Genomic DNA, 25,091 nt, shown 5'->3' on the forward strand with positions numbered 1-25,091 from the left:
ATGCGTCCTCAATGATGCAGCGCGTTCTTCCGGAATCGCTATTACTGCTTGTTGCCCGTCTGGGCATCGCATCGGTTTTTTTCCTTTCCGGCCGCACGAAGGTCACGGGTTTTCTCGACCTCAAGCCTTCCACGTTCACGCTGTTCAAAACCGAATATGCGCTGCCGCTCATTCCGCCGGAATGGGCAGCCTACATGGCGACATATGCAGAGCATTTGTTCCCGCTGTTGCTCCTGATGGGGCTTGGAACGCGGATGGCTGCAGGTGCGCTTCTGGCTATGACCCTGGTCATTGAAGTGTTCGTTTACCCGGACGCTTGGCCGACCCATCTGACGTGGGCAGGTCTGCTGCTGCCTCTGTTGGCGTATGGCGGCGGCAAGTGGTCGTTCGACCACGTGGTGTTCGGAGCACGTAACTGATTTCAACTTCAAGCATGACGTAACAGGCCTGAGGTCTGTGGAGATTCTTCTATGCGCATTATTTCTGCCTTGGCAGTTGCTGTGGCCGTTACCTCATCCGGGCTTGCCGTGGCAGCCCAGCCGGATCAGTCGGGAGTAGGCAAGAGCGTGGTGATTGTGCCTGGCTCCTACGTCGACGGTTCCGGATGGAAAGCCGTACACGACATCCTCACCAGCAAGGGCTACAAGGTGTCTGTCGTACAGCAGTCTCACAACAGCCTGGACGCAGACGTAGCGACGGCTCGTGAAATTCTCGACCAGCAGGTTGGACCTGTGGTGTTGGTCGGGCACAACTCCGGTGGTGGTGTCATTACCGCTGCAGGTGAACGAGACAAGGTCCGTGCGTTGGTCTATGTCGCGGCCTTCATTCCGGAGCTTGGCGAGACGATGACTCAGCTCACCGCCTCAATGCCTGCCCCCAGCAACGATGTGAAAACCACTCGTGACGGCCACTTCTTCTTCAACCGTGACAAGTTCCACGACGACTTCGCGGCGGATCTGACCGCTGAGCAAGCAGCCTTCATGGCGGCTTCGCAGGTGCCTTCCACTGCGACGCTTTACGGTGGCCAAACCTGGGCAGCGGCTTGGCACAAGAAACCAAGTTATGCCGTTGTCGCCAGTGAAGATCGGGCGCTTAGCCCTGACCTGCAACGCTGGATGTACAAGCGTGCCGGCGCGAAGGTCACCGAGATCAAGGGCAGTCACGTCGTCTACATCTCGCAAGCGGAAGCGGTGGCCAAGGTCATCGAAGACGCAGCATCAGTGATCCAGTAATTCATCACCTAAGCCACTCAAGAGGTACGCATCATGTCCGTTTCCATCAAGTCTCAGATCAGCTGCGCAGCAGCTGCTGCACTCATCGCCATGGCTTCGGCCGCAATGGCGGCACCAGCAAATGCTGCCGAGCAAGCCGAACAGCCAGGTCGTTGCTACGGCATCAACACCTGCAAGGGCACCAGCCTCTGCGCCACCTCCAAGAACGACTGCAAGGGCCTGAACAGCTGCAAAGGGCAGGGCGTGTTGGTCAAGACGCCTTCCGAGTGCGCCAAAGCCGGCGGCACCATCACTGAGTCCAAGTAACACCGCTAGCAGGTCCGGCTTTGTGCCGGACTTTGCTCTTCCTCGCGCAGTGGAGATTTCCCATGTTGGCATCCAATCCTCGTTTCTCTGGGTTCGGTCTCGGACTGCGTAAGGAGCATTACAGCCATTTCCTGGAGGAATCCATTCCAGTGGATTTCGTCGAGGTCATCTCTGAGAATTTCATGATCGCCGGCGGTCAGCCGCTGGATATCTTGCGTAAGGTGCGTGAAAAATACCCGGTTGCTCTGCACGGTGTGTCCATGTCCGTCGGGACTGCAGAGGGACTGGATCAGGATTATTTGAACCAGCTCAAGCGGCTGGTTGATCAGGTCGATCCGTTGTTCGTCTCGGATCATCTGAGCTGGTCTCGTAGCGAGAACTTCAACTCCCACGATCTGCTTCCTGTGCCTTACACCGATGAGGCTCTGGACGTCGTGTGTGCAAACATCAACCGCGCACAAGACACGCTGAAGCGAACAATGCTGTTCGAAAATCCCTCTGTCTATCTGTGTCTCGAAGGCTGCTCCATGAGCGAGCCGGAGTTCATCACTGCGATGACGCGACGTACGGGATGTGAGCTGTTGCTGGACGTAAACAATGTGTTCGTCAGCTCGCGCAACGTCGGTTTTGATCCCCTTCAATACTTTGATGGCATGCCCTTGGAAAGAGTGCGGCAGATCCATCTGGCTGGGCATACGCAGGGGCGCGAGCTGTTGATCGACACCCATGATGCCCCTGTCTGCTCAAGAGTCTGGCACCTGTATCAGCAAGTGATGGCGAGGCTTGGGCCAGTTGCGACCATGATCGAGCGAGACGATGACATTCCGGCACTTGGGGTGCTTCTCGCTGAATTGGATGAAGCAAGATCCTATTCAAACCATCAACCGCTCAACCTCAAGGTCGCCAGCGCATGACGCTCTCCGAATATCAGCAGGCATTCAAAACATGGTTGGTGAGTGCCAGCGATGATTCAGCGCAAGCCCTTGGTGCGCGAGCTGCCGGCTTGGATGTCTATCAGAACAACTACCGCGCGCAGTTGGTGGGATGCCTTGAACAGGCGTTCCCGAATCTTAAGCTGTGGATTGGAGATGATGCCTTCCTGGCGGCAGCCGTCAACCACATCGATAGCTTTCCGCCCCACGCATGGACGCTCGATGCTTACCCGGGTGGCTTTCACAAAACCCTGGTGACGATGTTCCCTCACAACCCGGACGTGCATGAGTTGGCGTGGATCGAGTTAGCGCTGAATCAAGCCTTCATCGCTCCCGATGCTGCTGGTGTACCCATGGATCAACTGGCAGCAGTGGACTGGGATCACGCCAGACTGGTGCTCACTCCCTCACTGCATTGTCGATCGCTCACAACCAATGCCGAGACAATTTGGTCGGCCTTGTGGCAGCAGGACAGGCCTCCCGAAGCTGAGATGCTGCCAGAGCCCGGTGGGCTCATAGTGTGGAGGCGCCAATTCACATCCCGGCTTCGCGAAACCGACGCACTCGAGTACGAGGCGTTGTTGCAATTGCAGTCCGACAGCAGCTTCGCTGGCCTTTGTGAGTTTCTGGTCCGGCGTCTTGGCGATGAAGAGGGCACTGCTAAAGCAGGCGGGTATTTAGCCAACTGGTTAACCAGCGAACTGATTGTTGGCATCAACTGAAGCAAATGAGAATCGTGTTGTTCTAGTTTATTGGATCAGTGATTGGCAATTGAGTTTATCGGCCAATGCGACCGATCGAAATTGAGCGGCCGAATTGCGGCGGGCGCTTTATCAAATTAACGAAAAAATTTGTTATGAGTCACTGGAATAAGTAGGAGCCAGTGGCGTCACACCGCGCACGACACTTTGGCAGCTGCTTTTTGGGTCGCCGTTGTCGTGCCGTAGATTTCTCCTTTGAGCGGGAGAAAAGATCTGCTCAAGTCGATGAGCCTGAGTATTTCAGTAAAAAGATAAAATTATTACGGAGCATTCATGCAAACTAAACATCTGTCAACAGTAGTCATTCTCACAGGTTTGTCTTTGACGGCTAACGCCGCTGAATCCGGCCAGCACGGTTTCTTTGAAGACAGCCAGGCAACCATCAGTAACCGTACGATGTACTACGGGAATGATAACCACGATGGTGGTGCTGACCAGCGCGAGTCCGCGACCGCTTTGAAATTCGACTATAAGTCGGGCTTCACTCAGGGGACGGTAGGGTTCGGTCTGGATGTTTCGTCGTTGATCGCTGTGCACCTGGACGGCGGCAAGGGGCACCATCCGGACAACGGCAACTACTTCCCAAGCGATTCGGACGGTTCCGCAGCGCACGAGTGGAGCAGGGCGGGCGGCATTTTCAAAGCTCGGGTTTCCAAAACTGAACTGCGCATTGGTAACACCTTCACCCCTAACCTTCCGATTCTGGTTTCTACTGACTCACGTCTGGTATCCCAGAACTTCGCCGGTGGGATGATCACTTCCAAGGAAATCGACGGTCTGACCATCAACGCGGGCAAGCTGCAATCGTCCTCGGGTCGTGCCACTACCAACCCAACGGGACTGTCGGTAGCGGGCGGTACCCAGGACTCGAACGATTTCCGTTTCGCAGGCGGCGACTGGAAGGTCACCAAAGACCTGACACTGCAGTACTACTACGCCAACCTGGAAAACTACTACAAGCAGAATTTCCTGGGTCTGGTGCACGTGCTTCCGCTGGGTGAAGACCAATCGTTCAAGACTGATCTTCGCTATTTCGACAGCAGCTCTGACGGGAAAAATGGCGAGGCAGGTTATCGCTTCAACAACAACGGCGGTTACGCCAAGCACCCAGGAGAAGTGGACAACAAGACCTGGAGCGCCATGTTCACGTACAGCTTGGGCTCACATGCCTTCACCCTCGGCCATCAAAGCGTCAGTGACGATGGCGGTTTTGTGTGGTTGAACCAGGGCAGCGTCGTCAATGGGAACAATCGCCCAGAAGGTAACGGCGGTACCGCCTTCTATTCCTTTACTGACGCCATGGTTGCAAGCTTTGCCCGCGCAGGTGAGCAAACTAACTTCGGTCAGTACGCTTACGACTTCGCCGGCCTCGGCGTGCCTGGCCTGAAGGCGGCAGTCGCCTACCTGAGTGGTGACAATGCCAAGGATGTACGAGGCGGCAGCGATCACTCTGAGTGGGAACGTGACGTGCGCGTCGATTACGTCATCCAGACTGGTCCGCTCAAAGGCTTCGGTACTACGCTGCGTCATGGCACTTATCGGGGCGATAACTCGGCGTTCGCCGATCAGGATCAAACCCGTCTGATCTTCAACTACACCTACTCGTTCCTGTAACTGTTACTCACTCGGTCGACAGATCCGGTGATTGTTGAGAATCAAATCAATTAGCTGATCCGCTACCTGTTTCTTCACTGAAGAAGTTCGCCTGCGCCTGCGTGGGCGAATTTCAAGTGAGCGTTAAACGCGTTCAAAAGTATTGAGACTGGGTGCAGTAAAAGCTGACGGTTTGTCTCGCGCCGGATGTGCTGAATCAATACAGCTGCAAGATGTTTAATTTTTCGTAAAAAAAATTTAATCCAGAGGGAATAGGGGCAGATGTTGTTCGTCTCTCTTACAAACTCAAATCACGAGGACGCACCAAGTGAAAATTTTCGGAACGTTAAAACAACATCGCGCATTGTGGTGCGGCATTGGCTTATTGGCGGCGGGTTGGATCGGTAACTCAATGGCGCATGACGGGCATGAGCATTCTGCTTCGCCTAATGCGGTCTCCGATGAGGTGCAAGCCGCCTTCATCGCTGAAAACAATCTGTCGATGGAAAAGATGATGGCCGGCATGGATGAGAAGCCAACCGGTGATATCGATCGCGATTTCGTGGTTCAGATGACTGCACACCACCAAGGTGCGATCGACATGGCGGTGACCATGCTCAAGTACGGCAAGAACGAGCAACTCAAGCGCATGGCGCAAGAAATCATCGTCGATCAGCAGCAAGAGATTGCAGCGATGCGCCAGGCAATTGGTGACCCCTTGCCGCCGTCCGTTTCTTCCCCGACCCAGATTCCCTCCGTCCATCCCTGATCTAACCGAGCGTTTGTTCAACACAAAAGAAAGGAGCAGTTCATGAAGTCGCCAATGTTTCGTCTGGCCGCACTGACGTGCGCGCTGATGGCTGGCTCGACCGCAGCATTCGCAGGCCAGGCCCCTGGCCTTGCGTCCGCGAAGGATATTCCGATCAGCCATCAGGATCGGGTTTACGCATCCGAGCAGTTCTCCAACACCGTTTCGGTGACCGACCCGGTTGATAACAAGCTGCTGGGCGTCATTAGCCTGGGTGATCCACAGCCTGGCAACCTGAGCCCGCTGTATAAGGGGGAGGTGTTGGTCCATGGTCTGGGTTATTCGCCAGATCACAAGACGCTGGCCGTAGTTTCGATCGGCACCAACTCGGTGACCTTCATCGACACTGAGACCAACACTGTCAAGCACAAGACGTACGTCGGCCGTGCGCCGCACGAAGCCTTCTTCACTCCGGATGGTAAGGAAGTTTGGGTAACCGTCCGGGGTGAAGACTACGTGTCGGTCATCGACGCAAATACGTACGAAGAGAAAACCCGCATCAAGACCCCAGCAGGTCCGGGCATGCAGATCTTTTCGCCCGACGGTAAATACGGGTACATCTGTTCCTCGTTCAACCCTGAAACTGTTGTGGTCTCCGTAGCCGATCACAAGATCGTTGGCCACGTAGAGCAGGCCAGCCCGTTCTGCCCGAACATCGCAGCGTCTGCTGACGGCAAGCAGGTTTGGTTCACACTCAAGGACGTTGGCAAGGCTCAAGTATTTGAAGCCACCCCACCGTTCAAAGTGCTCAAGACTCTGGACATCGGCCCGATTGCCAACCACGTCAACCTGGTCAACAACGCCAATGGTTCGTTCGCCTACATCACCGTCGGTGGTCTGAATCAGGTTCAGGTGTATCGCACTGACACCTTCGAGAAGGTCGCCACCATTCCAGTAGGCAACCTGCCTCACGGCGTATGGCCTTCGGGCGACGGTACCCGCATCTACGTAGGTCTGGAAAACGCTGACGCATTCGCCGTCATCGATACCCTCAACAACAAGGTCATCGCCAACATCCCGATCGGCCAAGCTCCTCAGGCCATCGCTTACGTGCCAAATGCGGTCACCAAAGGTGCAGGTACCGATAACCTCAAGCCTCTGGGCGTGGCAGGGCAGGCAGTCCACCTGGCACTGAACGCTGTATCGGGTACCGCCTCCCAAGCTCCTACCAGTGTCACGCTGTTCAACCAGGGCCTGACGCAGGTCCTGCAAGCGGCCGTCACCGGTCTGGAGCCAAAGCAGCCTTACACCTTGGCGCTGTCTGACAAGGAAGACGGGAAAGGCAATCTGGAACCCTTGGCGATGTTCATGACCAACCCTGCAGGTTCGGCCATTGTGAACACCGTGGGTCCGATCCGTCAGATCGTTCAGGGTGAAGCTCAGACCCAGCGCCGCTACTTGGTGGTGCTGGCTGGCAAGCCAGATCAACTGGGTGCAGTAGTGCAGGTTCAAGCTCCAGGCAAATAAGCTCTAGCTCGCTGTAAATCGTGTGACTGGCGGGGCCGCTTGTGTGGTAGCAGCGCCCCGCCAGGTTTTGTCCGTAACTCAGCCAACCAACCTATTTTGAAGAGCGATCTTGGATCAGCCTAAGACCGCTGATGGCGTCTGTGTGTCGTTTCGTAGAGGCCTTTAGGTCATTGTTTGAGCCGCAGGAAGCGGCACTTTCATAACTCTTACCCTTCCGCTTCCGCCCAGAGAGAAATCTGTATGTCATCACCCAACTCTCAACCTGACTCGAAAAATCCTACTCTGGGAGAGCGTGCATCGTCCGTCCGTCGAGGCAGCCGTCTTCATTCGGCCGATCCTCTGGATTTGCTCAAGCTGGGTATTCCAGTCCTGGCGGTTGTACTGGTCATTCTGATGGGCTTGTCTTATCAGGACGCGCAAAAACAAGCGGCCTCGGATATCCGAAATCTGAATCTAGCTCTGGAGTCGCAGCTCAATGCGAGTTTCATTGATCAGCTTCAAATCGCGCTAGACGGCCTCACATTGTCTGTCTCGGCGCAAGATATCGCCGAGGAAAAAAGCTACGAAGCTGATTCGGCTGTACGACAGATCATTCGTCAGCACCCGACTATGAGCTTCCTCATTACTGATCGTGACGGACACGTCAAATTTCGCTCCGGCGAACTCGCTGATTCGAGCCTGGACCGAACGAACATGGTTCGGCCGACCCCGTCCGAGGGAAAGGCGGGGTGCCAGCCCAATCCTGTGTTTTATGGGGTGGCGGGCGCTGCTGACAATGTGCTTTCTGCAAGCATGCCTCTGCTGGACAAGCAGCAGCGTGTAGCCGGACGGGTAACTGCCAACCTGCCTCTTGCACTGATCAAGAAGCAACTGGATGAATTCGATGTCGGAAAGCATGGCGTCATCACCCTGCGCAATACCAATCCGGTCGACATCATCCTGCGAAGCCCCAATGACCTCAGGTCGACGCAGGACTACGAACCGGATCTGATCGATCAACTGGTGGATGCCGGAGAGCGCGAGGGCGTTCTGGTCATGTCGTCCAGGGTGGATGGTGCGGAACGCCTGTATGGTTTCAGGCGTATCGGCCAGTCTTCTCTGGTGTTGGTGGTAGGACTCGCTCCTAAGGATTATTTGGAGGAGTGGAGATACAACGTCCTGCTCACCATCGGATTTGCCCTCATCCTGCTCGTGGTGATGGGTATTTCCATTCATCAGCTACGACGCCACCGTTCCAACAAAACACTTGCGGCTTCTCAGCTGCGCGCACACGAAGCACGCACTCGCCTTCTGGTGGACAGCGTGGGCCAGCCGATTTTCTGTCTCGATGTCGAGGGGCGCTGCAATTATCTGAATAAGGCAGCTGCCCGTCTGTTCGGCGTTGAGCAATCCCAGCTCCCGTGCAAGGACAGGCTGGAAAGTTTCTTCAACTCGCGTATCGAAGGGGCGCTCGATAATTTCACCAGTCGAGTCATCAAGACTGTCTCCAACAACGAGGTTTGCTACTTTGAGTCGTCTTGGCTAGACCTGCCCGGGAGAGGCGTCGTACCGATCGAAATTCATGGCTACGCGCACCACGTGGATGAGTGTTTTGTCGGTGCAGTACTGACCGTCCAGGACATTTCTGAGCGTCAGCAGCACGAGAGCCAGATATCGTTCCTCGCGTATCACGATGCGCTGACACAGCTTCCCAACCGTCTGTTTATTCGCAAACGATTTGAGGAACTGGCAGAGCGCTCTGAGCAACTCGCGTTGCTGTATCTGGATGTCGACCATTTCAAGCTGATCAATGACTCGCTGGGCCATGTTCGAGGGGACGAGCTGCTGTGCACGATTGCCCGTCGCCTCGCGACCCTTCCTCGTGTAGACACGGTCGCCCGGCTAGGAGGCGATGAGTTTCTCCTGCTGGTTAGGGACACTTCGAGGCCGGTCATCGAACAACTGACAGCGAGTATCTCGCGAACCGTCAGCGAGTTCTGTGAAGTCGACGACTATCAGCTCACCATCACGCCCTCGATCGGCATCGCTCTGTTTCCAGAGCACGGTGCCAATTTCGATGAGCTGATGAAGGCCTCTGACATCGGTCTCTACCAGGCGAAAGCGGCAGGGCGAAACACGTGGAAGTTCTATGAGCACGAGATGGGACTTCGCGAACTGCGCCGCCTTGAACTCCAGGTCGACCTACGGGCGGCGTGGAGCCGGCGCGAGCTGACAGTCCATTATCAGCCCCAAGTCGACCTGGCTACTGGTGAAATCATTGGTGTTGAAGCTCTGCTTCGCTGGTTTCATCCCACCATGGGGACTATCGCGCCATCAGAGTTCATTCCGGCGGCTGAGCACTGTGGATTGATCATCCCCATCAGTCGGTGGCTGATCAGGCACGTCTGCAATCAGGCCATGATCTGGAAGTCCAAAGGGCTTGGCGAGCGCATCGTAGCCGTCAACTGTTCGGCTGTGCAGTTTCACCAGGGTGATCTGGTGCGAGATGTCGGTGATGTCTTGCGCGAGACGGGGCTTGCACCAGGGTTTCTGGAGCTTGAAATCACTGAGTCCATTCTGATCGAGGATACGCCCCGAGTCATGGCCACCATTGCCGAGCTGAAAGCTCTGGGGGTACGCCTCTCTATCGACGACTTTGGTACTGGTTATTCGAGCATGGCGTACCTAAAACGGTTTGCCGTGGACAAGCTCAAGATCGATCAGTCTTTCGTCAGAGGAATGCTGGTGAATCAGCAGGATGCTGCCATCGTGAAATCGGTGATCGGGCTTGCTCACACCTTGCAAATGAAGGCGACCGCGGAAGGCGTCGAGACGCTGGACATCGTGGATGCGCTTAGCGCCGCAGGGTGTGACGAGGCTCAGGGGTATTACTACGCAAGACCCTGCAGTCCTCAGGATCTCGAGGCATTGCTGGTTAACAGGGTTCTTTAGCTTCAGATCCATATGACAGAGCGATCCATCTATCCCCGTACAACTGAAACATGCATTCCCGGCACGCAACAGTGTTGATGCCGGGATACGCCCGCATCATCGGAAGATGACATCTGTACAGCAATCAGGAGGCTACCGACGATGTTCAGACCTGTTCATCCCAGCATTCCACCCTCGATGCTGAGGCGCTAACGGGTCGTCTAACAAAATTTCTCACGACATATTCCAAACCTGACGGCTTGTCGTTAGGCTTTTAGGCAGGGGGATGGGACCTCTCGCCGGTGGCCAGTGCTACGCACTGCGGCAATCAAACCCGATGCATACCTTTCGCTTGAGGCACCTGCTCCTGACATGTAGCGGCGTATCCCCAGCAGCTAGCCACCCCTGTTGAACGATCACGTCGATTTCATGAACATGGAGAAGCCATGCGTAAACGCATACCTGTCATTTTGGCCGACATCGAGCTCAATGAGCGTCCGGGCCCCATCAGTCCCCTGGCCTATGTCGTAAAAAAACACCTGGAAGAAAAAAGCCTGGCAAGTGCGCAGAAAAAACTCGCGCTAGGGATGGGCTATCGCAACTATTCTGAGCTCCTCCAGGAGGGGCGCAGTGACCACTGTGATTTCCCTCCAATGGGTTCGATCACACTTCACGACATCGAGCAGGTCTTTGCTTGGGGAATTCATACCAAGTGCGGCGTCGCGTACCTGTCTGCTCTTCGTCTCGCCAGAAAGATGGACTTCACCAAGCTCAGCATCTATGGGTACACCAAGGATGCTGCGGTGGAGGATGTTCTGCTGCCTCAAACAGAAGAACGTCAGTCCGTCCTTTCGGATGTGGGCCTACAGAATTCGCCCATCACCGCCGAATTGATCGCAGCGGGCGCCCCGCCGTTCTCGTACGCACTCAAGGCGTCCGGTCAGGATCCGCAACTGTTCCAGATGGCCCTCCTGGTGAATGAGGCGGCCGGACTTTTTTCCCAACTGGACGAGCGCCTCGAAGAAGAATTCGGCTCAGACGGGCTGAGCGCTGAACATCGTCGAGGGCGGTACCTGCGCGATTGTCTGGTTACGTCGCATTGGGGATCGCTCAAGCAGGCAATCAGGGAAGGCTTTGTGCCTGCCGGAATGAGCATCGCTGTCCTGGCCAACAGCGCGGGTGAATTTCGTGGTCGAGCGGTTTACTTCGAAGGTGTTGGCGGTGTGGTCCCTCGTATCCATCATGACGATGGCGTGTACGAGGACATTTTCTGGATCATGGTAGGCCGCACACCGTCCAGCAATATTGAAGCACCTTCTGTAGAAGGAGAGCGCAAAGGCGCTACTGTTTTCAAGCCAGATCCGAACGGCAAGGGTAGGACGGTTTACAGCCATGTGAGTGATACGAGGTTCGCTTTGGATCAGATCCAGATCAAAGCGATCTATGGTGGAGATGAGGACCTCTACAGGCTTGTGCCCAAGGCAGCCAACATCGCCTCTAAGATTCATCGCCTGATCGACACCGGTCAATCCGAACAGGTTCGGATCGAGCCTTCCATGCTGATCAAGCTGAACCACATCACCTATCGGGACGCGCGTTTCGATGGAAGCATGGCCATGTCGGTTGGCGGAACATTCAACAACGGATTTGCGGCCGACGGTACGCTTGTACCTAAGACGCCTGCCAACCAGCGTTTCTGTGGCGAGATCATGCGGATGGGGGAACAGCCCCTGGTGCGGGACCAGCCTTGGCTGCGTGAAGATGAAGTGCCGGGTTTTCTAATTCCTGCAGAGGCGTTCAGAGCAACTAGCGTCGGTTTTGCAAAGGGTAGCGGTGCAAGTCCCATAATCCATCCAAGCTTCGACAGACCCGTTCCTCATTGGGCTACTAACGTTCACCATGCGTTCGAAGCGGCGTGGGATCGAGTCAAGCGGGCGCCATTCCTCGCCGTCGATGATTTCCTTGCAGCGCAGCATGAGCCCGACCGCGGCCTCTCGGAATTGCTTCCAAGAGCAGTGGCGTTCCATGAGGAATTTCATTTTGCCGAGGCGATCATTGTCCTTTCGGATGCACGCGAGCATGCACTCAGGGAACTGCGCAAAGGGCTCCTAGGGCGGGGCGCAGTGGACAATTCGCATCTGCATGCGACGGTTAAAGCGCTGGACTCAGCGCTACTTGCCCTTCTTAATGCCCTGGCCGTGATACCTCTGTCCGCAGAGGCAGACTTTCGACCTGTCCTGATCAGCAAGGAACTCACATCACCTCATGCGCATGCGTGGCTGGTCTCTGCGGCAACTGGCCAGCCCATGTCTGACCTGCTCCGGACCGACATTGACCCCACGGCCTACTCGGCAACATTGTCCGGAACCGACATCAGAAAGGTTTACAGCCGTGTGATCTCCGCGCTTGTTCTTGGGCCTGCATTCAACGTGGATCGGAGGACGCTCAAGCCGCGGGTACTGCTGTCCGAAGAGGTCATTTTTTCGGTGGCGTATGCGGTTCTGGATAAAAAAGTGCCGTTGGATGATGCCTACGCCACGGCGATCCAGCTCCAGAAGGCGGTGAGTAAGCACGAGCAGACCTTGACGTTGATTGGCATCATTGGCGGCGCTGAAAGGGCACAGATCGAACGCCGTCGAGATGCCGCCGCAGGAGGGTTTCTGCATGTCGGGAGCCGTCTGTCCACTTCCACCTCCGGTGCAGGCAGCGGACTCGCCACCTCAGACGTGGCCATGAACAGCTAATAAGCCGATGCCGCCATGGCTCGCCCATAACTGCTTGGGGGGGCCGTGGCTCGGACGGTCTTACGCCTATTTGCGGAGACCTTCCCGGGCTCGTTGCGACGCGCCAGAGGTTGAACAGGATGATGATTTCTTCCGCCTTCAAAATTTTTTTCAGGTTCAGAGAATAAGTTCGCCGCACCTTCGTCATACAGGCTCAAAACATAACGCCTTGTGAAGGAAATTTACATGAACACCAAACTGATCGCCTTGACCTTCGTTGCTTTGAGCGCTTGTGCAGCAAACGTGTTTGCGGACAACAATCAGGCCCGTGATATTCAGGAATACACGTACGGCACGAAACTGGATATCGCTGAAGTGACCATGAGCCCGGATCTGAATTTTTGCGGTGTACGACCTGTTGTAATGAGCTACGTTGACCACATGGGCAAACCTCATAATCTGCGCTACGAAGCCAGCGGTGATGGTTGCCTGGGTGAAAACTAAAACACCAGCGTTTCTCCGCTGGGGTGTCTCGATTTTGAGTTATCCGGCTTACAACTTCGTAGAGCGACACCGTCGATAGAACTTTTCGATCGGACCAATAGATTATGACTCGCGACAGTCGTCTGGAGAAAATCTGGATTGCGATAAGTTGCGCCTGCCCATTGGGAAATAACTGGGTGGCGCCTATCTTTAATGTAATTTTGATTGCCTGCACGGTATTCAGCTGCAACACTGTTCATGGCTGTGTGTAGCTACAAACTAAATCCCTAGGAGCAGGCCCTGAATGGAAATTCCTGACGTACTTGGTGCAAATTTTATTGAAATCGATCCAGAGGTTGTAGAGGGTGGAAAGAAATACACCATCTACAGAAACGGGAGGCCCTGCAAGGTCGCAAGACTGGATGGCTTACCTGCCGAGAGGGTGGCAGGGTTCCAGGCCCTGCTCACCGATATTCATAAAATGCGCGCGTATTTGTCACTTGCCTGTGAGATCGCGTCTGAAACGCTGAAGACGGAATCGGTACTCAACACGTTCGATTCGGGAGACAGAAATCAGGTGGTGTGCAGCAGCCTGTATCTCTCCGCTATTACCCTCTACGGCAAGTGCTTCACGGAAGCGAAAGGGCGCAGAGTCAAGTTAGAAGAGTCCCAACTCAAGCGGCGGCTGTCACCCGATCAGGTAGAGATACACGACAAGGTCAAATACCTGCGGGACAACTGGACCGGGCACGGTGGGGTGAGTGATCACGAATCGCTAATCACAGTAGTCGCCTTTTCTGAAAGGGAGGCTGTTCCTATGTTCATCGCTCAGGGTGTGGCGATCACCCCGGTTGAGGAAATGCAGGATATTTTGAGCCTCTGCGACCCGATGATTGAGCTGGTCGAAGAGCTCAAGAAGAAGAACGAAGCTGACGTATTCAAAAACAAGGATACACTCGAATTCCTCGCCAATCTTCGCGAAACTGCGATTGATCATGTGTTCGTACCCGATATAGTTCGCAGCAAACCTGCCGGATCAGCGAAGTAGGCTGCTCCCCTTCTTTCTGATGGGATAAGTGACACTCACTTATCCCTGAAGTATTCCCTCATCCTAGTTAACGCACTGCACCCGATTCGCCATCCGTTTCAGGCATTGGCACCCACGGTGACCTGCGACGTCAAACCTACTGTTGCCTTGGAATGTGCTGACGCTTTTGGCGTGAACTGTAGAAATGTTGGCGTAAAAAGTCAGGATCGTTCAGGTCATTCCCGAGATGCTGGTATCGGGAAATGGCTCGGTGGTGCGTCAATCGCCCTGTCATTGAATCGGTAGCCTCTAGCTGCTGAGGGTCTCCCTTTAATTATAAGAAAGTTTTAATACTGTCTCGTCCCTGCCAAACAATTCTTACAATACTCGGGAGCAAAGAGATGAACGCAGCGGAGCGTCGCGTCGATCGCCGACCAGTTTTTTTGACTGGGAGAAGTCACGCATATCTTGCTATCGGAATTTCTGATCAATACATCCAGCAAAAGGCCGTCGAACTGAACTCAACAATGAGTTCCTGTTCCCATTCGAGCTATGGCAATGCACGTTTAAGCAAAGAAAATTACTGTGAAGTAATTGGAAAGCTCGCCTGCTCAAAATTTCCCGTCAAACCACTCGAAGCGAACATGTCACGAGCGTCGCGGTTCGGACATTTTGCAGGACACCATAAAGGACCGTCCTGATCATCCTCAAGCGTCGCTGCATGACGTTGATCAGGCTCCAGGTGTAAGAGGTTTGGGCTCTTCAATCCGATTTCACCTGTCAGGCTCGGCTATAAGCCACGAAACAAAAAAACAATGCGAAAAACAGTCTGGATGAGGTGCCAAAAATGGCCATTATCAATAATTTAGAATCGATGCCCACCATGCATGAGGACGTCGGTGCTTTGAAAACTCTGTCGGGTAAGATGGGCGCAATGTCCCTGATGCTGACAGTGCTCGCTTTTTCCGCACCCATCGCAGTGGTGGAAGGGTTCATCCCCTTGGCGATCACCTTCGGTGGACCAGGCGCATGCTTTGCCTTCCTGCTCTCGATGGTGATCTTGCTGATGTTCGCGGTGGGGTATTTGACGATGTCCCGTCATGCGCCAAAGCCAGGTAACTTCTACTCCTTTATCAACTCAGGCCTAGGCAATACCGCGGGTCTAGGTTCTGCTTTTCTCGCATCCTTCGGGTATCTGTGCATTTTGGGCGGCAGCTACCTGTTTTTGGGTATCAGCGCCTCTTCGATGCTGGAAAGCCTGGGACTGGGGGCCCACTCATGGATCACCTGCGCGTTTGGAGGATGGCTGATCGTTAGCGTTCTCGGCTATTTCAACATTGAACTGTCCGCGCGATTGCTGACCATTGCCATGATCATTGAAGTGGTCATCGTGATGACCTTCAACATCTGCGTAATCGGGAAGGGCGGTGCTGAGGGCCTGAACGCCTATCCAGTTACGCCAACGGCGTTCGGAAATGGCGACATGGCGGTCGCGCTGCTTTACACCATCTCGGTGTTTGTGGGCTTTGAGGCCACTACGCTGTTTCGGGACGAAGTGACTAAGCCTGATGTGACCATTCCGAGGGCGACATACGGTGCAGTGATCTTCATTGGGCTCCTGTACGCACTGTCGACCTACGCGATGGTCTCGGCCTACGGCGCTTCTGCTTGGGATGTTGCGAAAGCCACTCCGACGTCGATGTTTGCCGACGCGATGGGGCGTTTCGTATCGCCAGCCTTCACCCAGGTCATCTACAGCTCGGTGACAATTTCGATCTTTGCTGCTCTGTTGTCGGTTCACAACGTGCTCTCCCGCTATGTCATGAACCTGTCCATCGATGGCGCGTTCCCGAATTTCCTGTCGCGGGTGCACGTCAAACACAACTCGCCTCATGTAGCGTCGATGTTCGCCTCCGCAGTGGTCTTCATCTGCCTCATCCCGCTGGTCATCAACACCCACGATGCCAGTGCTCTGTTCGGAGTCGTGGTGGGGATCGGCTCTATTGGCATCATCTTTCTCATGTCTTTGGTGTGCCTCGCAGTGATCGGCTGGTTTGCTCGTAACGGCATCCCGGAGGGCGAGAATGCGTTCAAGGTATTCATTGCTCCCGCCATTGCCGGCATCACGCTGATCTTCATCACGATCTTCGTCGCGCGCCATTTGGATCTCATGGTGGGGGGCGCCCCAGGCGAGAGCAACTGGATCCTCTATGTCCTGACAGGGGTGTTCATCTGCGGCTTGGGCATGGCGTCCTACTTCAAGTATTTCGAGCCGAAACGCTTCGCCGCATTGGGCCGGGCTCACCTGCAGCAATAACAACGAACGTCTAGGAGGAGGGGTGGGCAGTGCTGGAATGCCCACTACCCTCTCACGATCGTGAATCCCCGGCGCAACCCTCCAACTAATGGCGCTAACTGTCAGCTACGTGGCATGAATTGTCATGAATCGGTTGTTGTCGGGAGTATGCTCAGGAAAACAAGCGGATTCGATCATTTAGCGATCAAGCTAAATTTGGGAAGAACGCTGGGTTTCCCGCTTCACGAATGCTCACGCCCATTTACTTGATTCATCAGGCGCATCCGTCTCTGAGGATGACCCACTTCTTATCCGGCCGAGTCATCAACGACTTGGTTTTATCTGCCCAGAGGCAGTTCGATTTAAACAAGAACCCACTAGGAGGTATTCCTCAATGGCTCGTTTCCAAGGCAAGACCGTAATTGTTACTGGTGCTGCGCGCGGTATGGGTGCAGCAGACATTCGTCGTTTCCACTCTGAAGGTGCCAATGTCGTCGTGACCGACGTGCTGGTGGAAGAGGGTAAGGCGCTGGCAGACAGCCTGGGTGAGCGCGCGTTGTTCATTCAACATGACGTTTCCAATGAGGCATCCTGGAAATCGCTGTTCGAAACCGTGGAAGCCACTTTTGGTGGTGTCGATGTCCTCGTCAACAACGCTGGTGTTTACCGCCCTGCGACCATTGCTGAGACTGACGCAGAACTGGTCGAAAAACTGTTCCGCATCAACCAGTTGGGCACTTTCTTGGGTATGAAGTATGCCATCGAGCCCCTCAAGCGCCGCGGTGGCGGTTCGATCATCAACATGTCTTCCGTCGTCGGTATGGCCGGCAAACCTTCCACCATGGCTTATGCCAGCACCAAGTGGGCTGTTCGCGGAATGACCAAAATCGCTGCCAGCGAACTGGCCGACTTCAAGATTCGCGTCAACTCGGTTCACCCAGGCTACATCAGCACCGAGATGCTCAACGCCCATGACGAGCAGACCAACATTGCGGGCTGGATGGCCACTCCTATGAAGCGTCCCGGCACGTCGGAAGAAGTAGCTGGGCTGGTGGCATTCCTTGCAAGTGATGACAGCACTTTCGTGACGGGTGCCGAAATCACTGTCGATGGCGGTTGGACGCTCTAAGAGCTTCCAGCCGATTCATCCCTGCTCGGCGGTGCCACGACCTCCGTTCGGGCAGGGTTCTTCAAGCCTCATCCCTCTGTGAAGGTTTCGACTGCGCCCGTTTGGGTGACGTACCGGTCCATTTCCTGAACGCCCGCGACAGGGCTGTTGCGTCCGAATAACCGGCAGCACCTGCCACCGTCAGCAAAGACTGATGCTTGTCCTGAAGCAGCCCATCAATCTTGCGCTGCCTCTCTCGCTGAACGATATCCCGAAAGTTGGCCCCTTCAAGCTCCAGCCGACGCTGCAGGGTGCGCACAGATGTCTTGAGCGCCTTGGCTGCGGATGCCAGGTTTACTGGAGTTGTACCCAGATTCTGAAAAATGTAAGCGGACACCTGCTTGGTAAAGCTGCCCTGATCATCGACTTCGCGCTGCAGGCTTTGCAGGTGCTGATCAAGCATCGGGAGCATGGCTCGCTCACGCCAGGATCCTGGTCGTGCGGCGGCGCAGTCCAGATCCTGATGAGAGATCAATATGCTGTTTACCGATTGCGTGAAGCGGACGGGGCACCGGAAGATCTTTTCGTAGATACGCTTGGAGACCAGCGCGGTGTGCTCGAACGTCACCTCGACGGGGATCCATGACTGGCCCATGCGGGCGCGAATGAAGTTGCAGGTATTGGCGATGGTGTACTCGACATCGTGGCGAGCGGCTTCGATGTGTGTGTTCTCGACGCGGTAGATCAGTTGAGCCGGCGACGCGTTCTGTTCGAACAATGTCTGACTGCCTTCTTGCAAGGCGTCGACCCAAAGAGTGAAGCGGGTTAGGGCTTCCCTCAGGGTCGGGGTAATCGTCATCAACAACCCTAGGGTTCCTAGCTGGTCGGGTTTGAGTTGAGAACCGAGTTCAAGGCCCAAGCAGGGGTTGTTAGCTAGCCGTGCGGCTTCCTGGATGAAAAAAAAAACGTTGAAACAGGAATTCTTCCATCCATGTCGGCGCTGACGGATCGATCAATGCCGAACCTGGCCATGAGCATGTCGGTATCGATGCCTGATCTTTGCAACGCCTCGACATAGGGCGTCAGCAAAAAGGCGCAAATGGTGGGCTTTTTAGTTGTAGTCATGCCGAATCCTCAATCAGGAAACTCGCCCCTTGTGTTACCGGATCAGCGTCCATGCGAATGGCATTTAGTGCATCGAAAATGGCGTGCTATGTCAAGTTTTGGAGGGGGCGCTGAGTCACCTTTAGGCAACAGCCAGTGGTGTGTTTGCCGGCGACTCGCGACATCCAAATTGACAAGAAAGGGATGCGGCCAGCTTCAGGTCGACGTCCCGAAGATCCGGAGTATTGCTCATGTACGCTGCACCCCCCGATATCGAAACGACGGTCTACGCAAGACTCCCTGAATCGTTCTCCCGAATCGACCAGTCGACACCTTGGATCGAGCATCGGGGCGCAGGTCCGCTGGGCTCATTTTTGGAAGGGCCGTCGTTTGATCGGGAAGGTCGGCTGTACTGTGTCGACCTCGCCCATGGCCGGATCTTCCGCATCAGTCCCCAAGGTGACGTTGAGGTTTTTGCCGACTATGTCGGCGAGCCCAATGGCCTGAAGATTCACAAGGATGGGCGAATTTTTGTTGCTGACCGTGAACACGGCGTTCTTGCGTTTGATCCGGTAACCGCCGAGCGCACAGTCATCATCGGTGGTCCTGCGGATGGCGAGCGTTTCCACGGGCTCAACGACCTCACCTTTTCCACTGACGGTGATCTGTATTTCACCGATCAAGGGGACAGCGCGCTCGAGGCTCCCTACGGCCGCGTATTCCGCTTGCGCGCTACGGGTGAGCTCGACCTGCTGCTGACCGATCTTGCCGGTCCAAACGGGTTGGTGTTGAGCCGTGATGAAAAAGTCCTCTATGTCGCTTTGACTCGTACCAATCAGATCATCTCTGCACCGTTGCGCAAGGACCAACCCGGCGTTCGCAAATGCAGTGTGTTCATCCAGCTCTCCGGCAGTCCCGTCGGGCCTGATGGCATGGCGATCGATACCGACGGCAACCTTGCCGTGGTTCATGCAGGGTTCGGAACCGTTTGGCTTTTCAGCTCCATGGGAGAGCCCATCGGGCGAATCCGTTCCTGTGCAGGCTTCAGAACAACCAACGTTGCCTTCGGCGGCGATGACGGTCGCACGCTGTTCATCACCGAAGCCCAGGCTGGCGTCATACTTCAGGCCAAGGTGCCTGCCCCTGGCGTGAAGATGTTTTCGCACTGCTGAACATCCACTTCACTCAGTAGCCTCGAAGGAACAGACATGCAAAAGAAAACACTGAGAATTGGTTGCGGCGCAGGCATGGCCGATGACCGCATTGCTCCAGCAGTCCCACTGGTTGAACGTGGGAAGCTCGACTATCTGGTGATGGAGTGTTTGGCGGAGCGCACGATTGCGCGTGAGACCCAGGACCGTCAGAAGGATCCGAGCAAGGGATACAACCCGACGCTGCGTGAGCGCATGCAGGCGGTGCTGCCCGGCTGCCAGGCAAACAACACCCGAATCGTCACCAACATGGGTGCGGCGAACCCGATGGCTGCGGCGCATGTGATGCGCGAGGAAGCCGAGGCCATGGGGTTGCGGTTGCCAACCTGCGCGGTAGTGATGGGGGATGAGGTCACCGACCTGATGCGCGACATGTCGCACCTGCGCACGCTTGAGGATGACAAGCCTCTGGAAGAGATCCTTCCGAGAATGGCCTCGGCCAACGCCTACCTCGGTGCGGATGCAGTTCGAGATGCGCTGGCGACCAGTGCGGACATCGTCGTGACAGGTCGGGTGGCGGATCCCTCCTTGTTTTTGGGGCCGATGCTTCACCACTTTGGGTGGGACTATTCGGACTGGAACAAGGTTGCGATGGGAACCCTTGCAGGCCATCTGCTCGAATGCTCAGGCCAGGTCACTGGCGGATGTTTCGCAGATCCGGGCCGCAAGGAAGTACCGTTGTTGGCAGAGCTGGGTTACCCAATCGCCGAGATCTCCGAGGATGGATCGCTGATCGTTACTAAGACCCCTGGGTCTGGTGGGCGCATCGATCGTGCTACATGCACCGAACAGCTGATCTACGAGATTCACAATCCTGCTGCATACATCACCCCTGACTGCGTGATGGACGTTACCAATGTCGATTTCATCCAGCGCGCTGCAGACAGGGTGGAAGCGGTGGGTGCGGTCGCCAGGCCTCGTACCGACACCTACAAGGTGGTGGTCGGGTACATGGATGGCTACATCGGGATCGGTGAGATGGGCTACGCCGGCATCAATGCCGTCGCCCGTGCGCGTCTGGCGGCAAATGTCGTGCAGGATCGCCTTACCCTGGCTGGGTATACCTATTCCGAAATGAAAGTTGATTTGATCGGGATTTCCAGCTTGCACGGCGAGGTGGGGGATCGTCCGGAACCCTATGAAGTTCGCCTGCGGATAGCTGCTCGCACCAACTGCCGCAAAGCTGCTGCTGCAGTTGGTGCGGAAGTACGTGGCCTGCACATGCAAGGGCCTGCCAGTGCAGGCGGTGGCTACAGCCTGGGGGTCAAGGAAGTGCTGGCGGTCAAATCGGTGCTGGTCCCTCGTCAGCTCTGTCCAACGCGTATCGAGACGGTGTTCTAATGACTAATCCAATCAAGCAACCTGCGTCAGAATTTACCGGAATGCGCGTCTATGACCTAGGTCACGGGCGAGCAGGCGACAAAGGCAATACGTCCAATATCTCGGTGATCGCCTACAACGAGTCGGCTTGGGAAATCCTCAAGTCGAGGCTGACCCCAGAACGTGTTGCCCAAGCATTCGCGCACATCGCAGCGGGCCCTGTGACGCGCTATGAGCTTCCCAAGCTGATGGCGTTGAACTTTGTCATTCAGAACGCCTTGGGTGGTGGAGTGACGCGATCGTTGGCCCAGGATCCGCATGGCAAAGCGCTGAGCGCTCTGATGCTGACAATCGATCTTTCTGAGTGATTGAAATCCAAACGCGCCGGCAATCTGCCGGTGCGTTTGGTTTTTGGTCAGCGTTCCTAGTCGAGTTTCTCCACGCCTTGCTTCACGAACTGCCTTGGCGATTTTCCCGTCCATTTCTTGAAAGCCCTGGACAGTGCAGTGGCGTCGGCGTAGCCGGAATTGCCCGCAACCGCTAATACCGATTGTCCTCGCCCCCGCAGTAACGTCTCAGCTTTACGCTTGCGCTGCGCCTGCAAAATCTCCCGGAAGCTGGTGTTCTCACTTTCAAGTCTGCGCTGCAGGCTTCGTACCGACGTTTTCAGCGCCTGTGCAGTAGTGACGAGTGTGACGGGGCGATTACCCAGTGACTGGGCAACGTGCAGCGATACCTGCTTGCTGAAACTGTCTTGTTCGGCCGGGCCATGCAAAAAACTGCGCAAATGTTCCTCAATCATCGGGAGCATTGCTCGCTCCCGCCAGGACCCTTCGCGAGCGGGTTGTCGATTGAGGTCTTCTTCACTGATCAGAATACGGTTCAGCGACCGATGGAAGCTGACGGGGCATCGAAAGATTCGCTCGTACAGCCTTAGATTCGCGCTTGGTCCATGTTCGAAATGGACCTGTACTGGATGCCAGCTCTTCCCCATACGCGCACGAATAAGGTTGCACGTGGTGGCAAGTGTGTACTCGACGTCTTGACGCGCATCGTCGGGGGAAGCGGCTTCCAGTCGGTAAATCAACTCGGCGACGCCACCCTGGGCAGGATTCAGTCTGGACTGTGTAGATTCTTGAAGTGCCGAAATCCATTCGCTAATGCTCTCAAGAGCATTCTTGAGAGTCGGAGCGACGGTCATCAGGACGCCCAAGGTACCAAGCTGCTCAGTGGTAAGCTCCGAGCCCAGATGCAGACCTAACGCAGGGTTTCCGGTGAGGACTGCTGCCTCCTTGGTGAAGGCGACAAAACTCGACAACGGAAGTCTCGATGTCAGGGTGGTCACATCGCTGGGCTGCATCCCGTAACGTGCCGCCAGTAATTGGGTGTTATGTCCTGATCTCTCGAGCGCTTCAAGGTAAGGACTCAGCAGATAGGCATGCATGGTGGGGCGTTTGACTTTGTGCATGATCGGGCTCCGGGCGGGGATGCGGAAGATTTGCACATCGCCAGGTTTTCCGCGGCAAGGGGGCCTTCGAATGGCATAACTTGCACGGACAATGGCGTGAAATGTCAGGAATGAGAGTCTGCCGCGCGTATTCTAGGAGGCAAGCGGTATTGGAAAAAAATCCTGAAGCCGCACTTAACTTTTCTGATATCGAAGTTGCTTCCAAAAAAAATAAAGGCAGCTAACAACTCCCCCCTCTTGTTCTCTGCCGTTTTAAAAACGTCACTGTAGTTTAACTATGGTGTGGATCAATCCGCTGGGACGATGCTCATGGCTTCTTTACGTATCGCAATTGATATCGGTGGCACGTTCACCGACGTCTGTATCTTTGACGAACAAACTCGCAAGATTCGAGTAACTAAGGTTTCTTCGACTCCTAATCCAATTGATGGCTTCATGGCCGGATTGGAGCGAGGTGAAATTGATCTTCGTGATGTCACCATGCTGACTCACGGCACCACGGTTGCAACTAACGCCCTGATCACTCGTCGTCTGCCGCGGACCATTATGGTGTGCACTGAAGGCTTCCGGGATGTGATCGAGATTCGTCGTTCCGACCGTGAAGATCTTTGGGATACTTACCATGACGTGGCGCCTTCGCCGATCCCGCGTCGTGACCGTCTGGAAGTGCCGGAGCGCGTTGATGCCAGCGGTGTAGTGATCAAGGGCCTCGATGAGCAGAAAGCTCGTGAGATTGCCAGGATCATCAAGAAGCGTGGTGTAGCGGCAGTGGCTGTCTGCTTCATGAACTCTTTCGTCAACGACGCCAACGAGCGTCGCATGAAGGAGATTCTGGTTGAAGAGCTAGGCAACATTCCGGTCACGACCTCCTCAGAAACCCTCCCGGAAATCTTCGAGCACGAGCGCTTTTCGACCACCGTGGTGAACGCGGCGCTGAGCCCGGTCGCCGGCGACTACTGCGCCGAACTGGACGGTCGGCTCAAAGAGAACGGATACGCGAAAGATCTGCTGCTACTTCACAGCGGTGGCGGGGTGATGACCGCACGTAGCACCCAGCAATTTGCCGCGCGTTTGGCAGGCTCGGGTATCGCTGCAGGCGCCATCGCCTGCCGTCACATCTCGTCTCAGGCGGGTTTTGCCAACTGCATTGGTCTGGATATGGGCGGTACCAGTACTGACGTGTCTCTGGCTGCTGACGGCAAGCTGATCGTTACCAAAGACTGGTGCATCGAGTTCGGTTACCCGATCCGATTCCCGGCGATCGAACTGCTGACAATCGGTGCAGGCGGTGGCTCCCATGCTTGGATCGATGAAGCCAACTCGCTGCGTAACGGCCCGCAATCTGCCGGATCCACTCCTGGTCCAGCGTGCTACGGCAAAGGCAGCATGATCCCGACCAACACCGACGCAAACGTCGTTCTGGGCCGCTTGGGTACCAGCCTTGCTGGTGGTCGTGTGACGCTGGATGCTGCGCTGTCGTTCAAGGCTGTTGAGGAAGCGATCGCCAAACCGCTGGGCATGAGCGTTTATGAAGCAGCAGAGGCGATCATCAAGGTTGCCAACGCCAACATGGCCAACGCCGTGCGTCTGCTGTCGATTGGTCGCGGCTACGATCCACGCGACTTCGCGCTGATGGGCTTCGGTGGAGCCGGTGCCCTGCATGCGGCCGAGGTTGCTCATGACATGGCGATCCCTGCCGTGATCATTCCGCCAAACCCGGGTGTTACCTCCGCCATGGGGTGCCTGCTGGTCGACATTCAGCACGATCTGGGCGTGACCTACATTGCTCCTACCAAAGACCTGACGGTAGAGGATCTGGAGCAACGCTTCGCGCAGTTGGAGAAGGACGCTGCGGAGTTGATGCACGAGGAGGGCGTGGCCGACAAAGACGTCGTTCTGGAGCGCAGCATCGACATGATGTACCAGGGTCAATGGCGTTCCCTGTCTGTGCCTGTGGGCGGCAAGATTGGCTCTATCCAGGAGCTCGAAAACGGCTTCCATGCCATGCACAAGCGCGAATACAACTTCGAGCGCCACGATGTCGGTATCGAAGTTTATCGTCTGAACCTCAAGGTCATCGGCATTGTTCCAAAAGCAGTGCTGCCTGAGCATGAAGTGAAACATTACAACCCAGAACCCACCACGCACCGAAATGTTTGGTTCTCCGGGAAGTTCTACGACGAGTCTCCCATCTATACCCGTGAACTGTTGACCGCAGGTGCCATGATGTACGGCCCAGCAATTATCGAGCAGTTCGACTCCACTACTGTACTGCCGCCAGGTTGCGTGGCGGTAGTGGATCGCTTCATGAACATTGTTATCCGCAGTGAGAAGGTGTGACC

Annotated in this window: 21 protein-coding genes; 18 read left to right on the top strand and 3 right to left on the bottom strand. The window is 55.5% G+C overall.

Going from position 1 to position 25,091, the window contains the following annotated elements:
- The first annotated feature begins 11 nt into the window (after positions 1 to 11).
- The 14 genes from ACI2KB_RS12365 to ACI2KB_RS12430 all read left to right on the top strand — a co-directional run bounded on the left by ACI2KB_RS12365 (position 12) and on the right by ACI2KB_RS12430 (position 17,667).
- Positions 12 to 419 carry a DoxX family protein gene (locus ACI2KB_RS12365; RefSeq protein WP_404635040.1) on the top strand — a complete coding sequence of 136 codons (408 nt, stop codon included), beginning with the start codon at positions 12 to 14 and terminating at the stop codon, positions 417 to 419.
- Positions 420 to 470: 51 nt separating this feature from the next.
- Positions 471 to 1,232: an alpha/beta fold hydrolase gene (locus ACI2KB_RS12370; RefSeq protein WP_404634839.1), complete on the top strand. Its 762-nt coding sequence runs from the start codon at positions 471 to 473 to the stop codon at positions 1,230 to 1,232.
- A 33-nt stretch (positions 1,233 to 1,265) separates the two neighbouring features.
- Positions 1,266 to 1,538, top strand: coding sequence for a hypothetical protein (locus tag ACI2KB_RS12375; protein ID WP_404634841.1), 273 nt, complete (start codon positions 1,266 to 1,268; stop codon positions 1,536 to 1,538).
- A gap of 62 nt (positions 1,539 to 1,600) precedes the next feature.
- Positions 1,601 to 2,452: a DUF692 domain-containing protein gene (locus ACI2KB_RS12380; protein WP_404634843.1), complete on the top strand. Its 852-nt coding sequence runs from the start codon at positions 1,601 to 1,603 to the stop codon at positions 2,450 to 2,452.
- Entirely contained in the window at positions 2,449 to 3,192 is a 744-nt protein-coding gene (locus ACI2KB_RS12385; protein WP_404634845.1) for a putative DNA-binding domain-containing protein, read from the top strand. Before ACI2KB_RS12380 ends, ACI2KB_RS12385 begins: the two co-directional genes overlap by 4 nt.
- Before the next feature lie 312 nt (positions 3,193 to 3,504).
- A complete protein-coding gene (locus tag ACI2KB_RS12390) occupies positions 3,505 to 4,845 on the top strand; it encodes an OprD family outer membrane porin (protein WP_404634847.1) in 1,341 nt (446 codons plus the stop codon).
- A 307-nt stretch (positions 4,846 to 5,152) separates the two neighbouring features.
- Positions 5,153 to 5,593, top strand: coding sequence for a DUF305 domain-containing protein (locus tag ACI2KB_RS12395; RefSeq protein WP_404634849.1), 441 nt, complete (start codon positions 5,153 to 5,155; stop codon positions 5,591 to 5,593).
- Between the two features lie 42 nt (positions 5,594 to 5,635).
- The gene (locus tag ACI2KB_RS12400; protein ID WP_404634851.1) at positions 5,636 to 7,099 is read left to right on the top strand and encodes a YncE family protein; all 1,464 of its coding nucleotides are present in this window, start codon (positions 5,636 to 5,638) and stop codon (positions 7,097 to 7,099) included.
- 240 nt (positions 7,100 to 7,339) lie between these two features.
- Positions 7,340 to 10,030 (top strand): EAL domain-containing protein, encoded by a 2,691-nt coding sequence (locus tag ACI2KB_RS12405; RefSeq protein WP_404634853.1) that lies wholly within the window; start codon positions 7,340 to 7,342, stop codon positions 10,028 to 10,030.
- A gap of 425 nt (positions 10,031 to 10,455) precedes the next feature.
- Positions 10,456 to 12,753 carry a hypothetical protein gene (locus ACI2KB_RS12410; protein WP_404634855.1) on the top strand — a complete coding sequence of 766 codons (2,298 nt, stop codon included), beginning with the start codon at positions 10,456 to 10,458 and terminating at the stop codon, positions 12,751 to 12,753.
- Positions 12,754 to 12,978: 225 nt separating this feature from the next.
- Entirely contained in the window at positions 12,979 to 13,236 is a 258-nt protein-coding gene (locus tag ACI2KB_RS12415; RefSeq protein ID WP_404634857.1) for a DUF2790 domain-containing protein, read from the top strand.
- A 283-nt stretch (positions 13,237 to 13,519) separates the two neighbouring features.
- A complete protein-coding gene (locus tag ACI2KB_RS12420; RefSeq protein ID WP_404634859.1) occupies positions 13,520 to 14,263 on the top strand; it encodes a hypothetical protein in 744 nt (247 codons plus the stop codon).
- An 826-nt stretch (positions 14,264 to 15,089) separates the two neighbouring features.
- Positions 15,090 to 16,559 (top strand): APC family permease, encoded by a 1,470-nt coding sequence (locus tag ACI2KB_RS12425; protein ID WP_404634861.1) that lies wholly within the window; start codon positions 15,090 to 15,092, stop codon positions 16,557 to 16,559.
- A 373-nt stretch (positions 16,560 to 16,932) separates the two neighbouring features.
- Positions 16,933 to 17,667, top strand: a complete 735-nt coding sequence (locus tag ACI2KB_RS12430) for a glucose 1-dehydrogenase (RefSeq protein ID WP_404634863.1) — start codon at positions 16,933 to 16,935, stop codon at positions 17,665 to 17,667.
- Between the two features lie 61 nt (positions 17,668 to 17,728).
- Here ACI2KB_RS12430 and ACI2KB_RS12435 read toward each other — a convergent pair whose 3' ends face one another.
- Positions 17,729 to 18,565 (bottom strand): AraC family transcriptional regulator ligand-binding domain-containing protein, encoded by an 837-nt coding sequence (locus tag ACI2KB_RS12435; protein WP_404634865.1) that lies wholly within the window; start codon positions 18,563 to 18,565, stop codon positions 17,729 to 17,731.
- Between the two features lie 14 nt (positions 18,566 to 18,579).
- Positions 18,580 to 18,771: a hypothetical protein gene (locus ACI2KB_RS12440; RefSeq protein ID WP_404634867.1), complete on the bottom strand. Its 192-nt coding sequence runs from the start codon at positions 18,769 to 18,771 to the stop codon at positions 18,580 to 18,582.
- 230 nt (positions 18,772 to 19,001) lie between these two features.
- Between ACI2KB_RS12440 and ACI2KB_RS12445 the strand changes: the two genes are divergently transcribed.
- From ACI2KB_RS12445 to ACI2KB_RS12455, 3 genes are read left to right on the top strand one after another with little or no spacing between them, the layout of a single operon-like run.
- Positions 19,002 to 19,922 (top strand): SMP-30/gluconolactonase/LRE family protein, encoded by a 921-nt coding sequence (locus tag ACI2KB_RS12445; RefSeq protein WP_404634869.1) that lies wholly within the window; start codon positions 19,002 to 19,004, stop codon positions 19,920 to 19,922.
- 36 nt (positions 19,923 to 19,958) lie between these two features.
- Complete coding sequence (locus ACI2KB_RS12450) at positions 19,959 to 21,302, top strand: acyclic terpene utilization AtuA family protein (protein ID WP_404634871.1); 1,344 nt, start codon at positions 19,959 to 19,961, stop codon at positions 21,300 to 21,302.
- The gene (locus ACI2KB_RS12455; RefSeq protein WP_404634873.1) at positions 21,302 to 21,649 is read left to right on the top strand and encodes a hypothetical protein; all 348 of its coding nucleotides are present in this window, start codon (positions 21,302 to 21,304) and stop codon (positions 21,647 to 21,649) included. The genes ACI2KB_RS12450 and ACI2KB_RS12455 overlap by 1 nt, the downstream gene beginning before the upstream one ends.
- A gap of 56 nt (positions 21,650 to 21,705) precedes the next feature.
- Here the strand turns inward: ACI2KB_RS12455 and ACI2KB_RS12460 are convergent, their stop codons facing one another.
- Complete coding sequence (locus ACI2KB_RS12460; protein WP_404634875.1) at positions 21,706 to 22,749, bottom strand: AraC family transcriptional regulator; 1,044 nt, start codon at positions 22,747 to 22,749, stop codon at positions 21,706 to 21,708.
- Positions 22,750 to 23,058: 309 nt separating this feature from the next.
- On the opposite strand from ACI2KB_RS12460, the gene ACI2KB_RS12465 reads away from it, so the two are divergent.
- On the top strand, positions 23,059 to 25,089 hold the full coding sequence (locus tag ACI2KB_RS12465) for a hydantoinase/oxoprolinase family protein (RefSeq protein ID WP_404634877.1): 2,031 nt from the start codon (positions 23,059 to 23,061) through the stop codon (positions 25,087 to 25,089).
- The last annotated feature ends 2 nt before the right edge of the window (positions 25,090 to 25,091 follow it).

The sequence above is a fragment of the Pseudomonas sp. NPDC088444 genome (assembly GCF_044900175.1).
In the GTDB taxonomy this organism is placed as follows: domain Bacteria; phylum Pseudomonadota; class Gammaproteobacteria; order Pseudomonadales; family Pseudomonadaceae; genus Aquipseudomonas.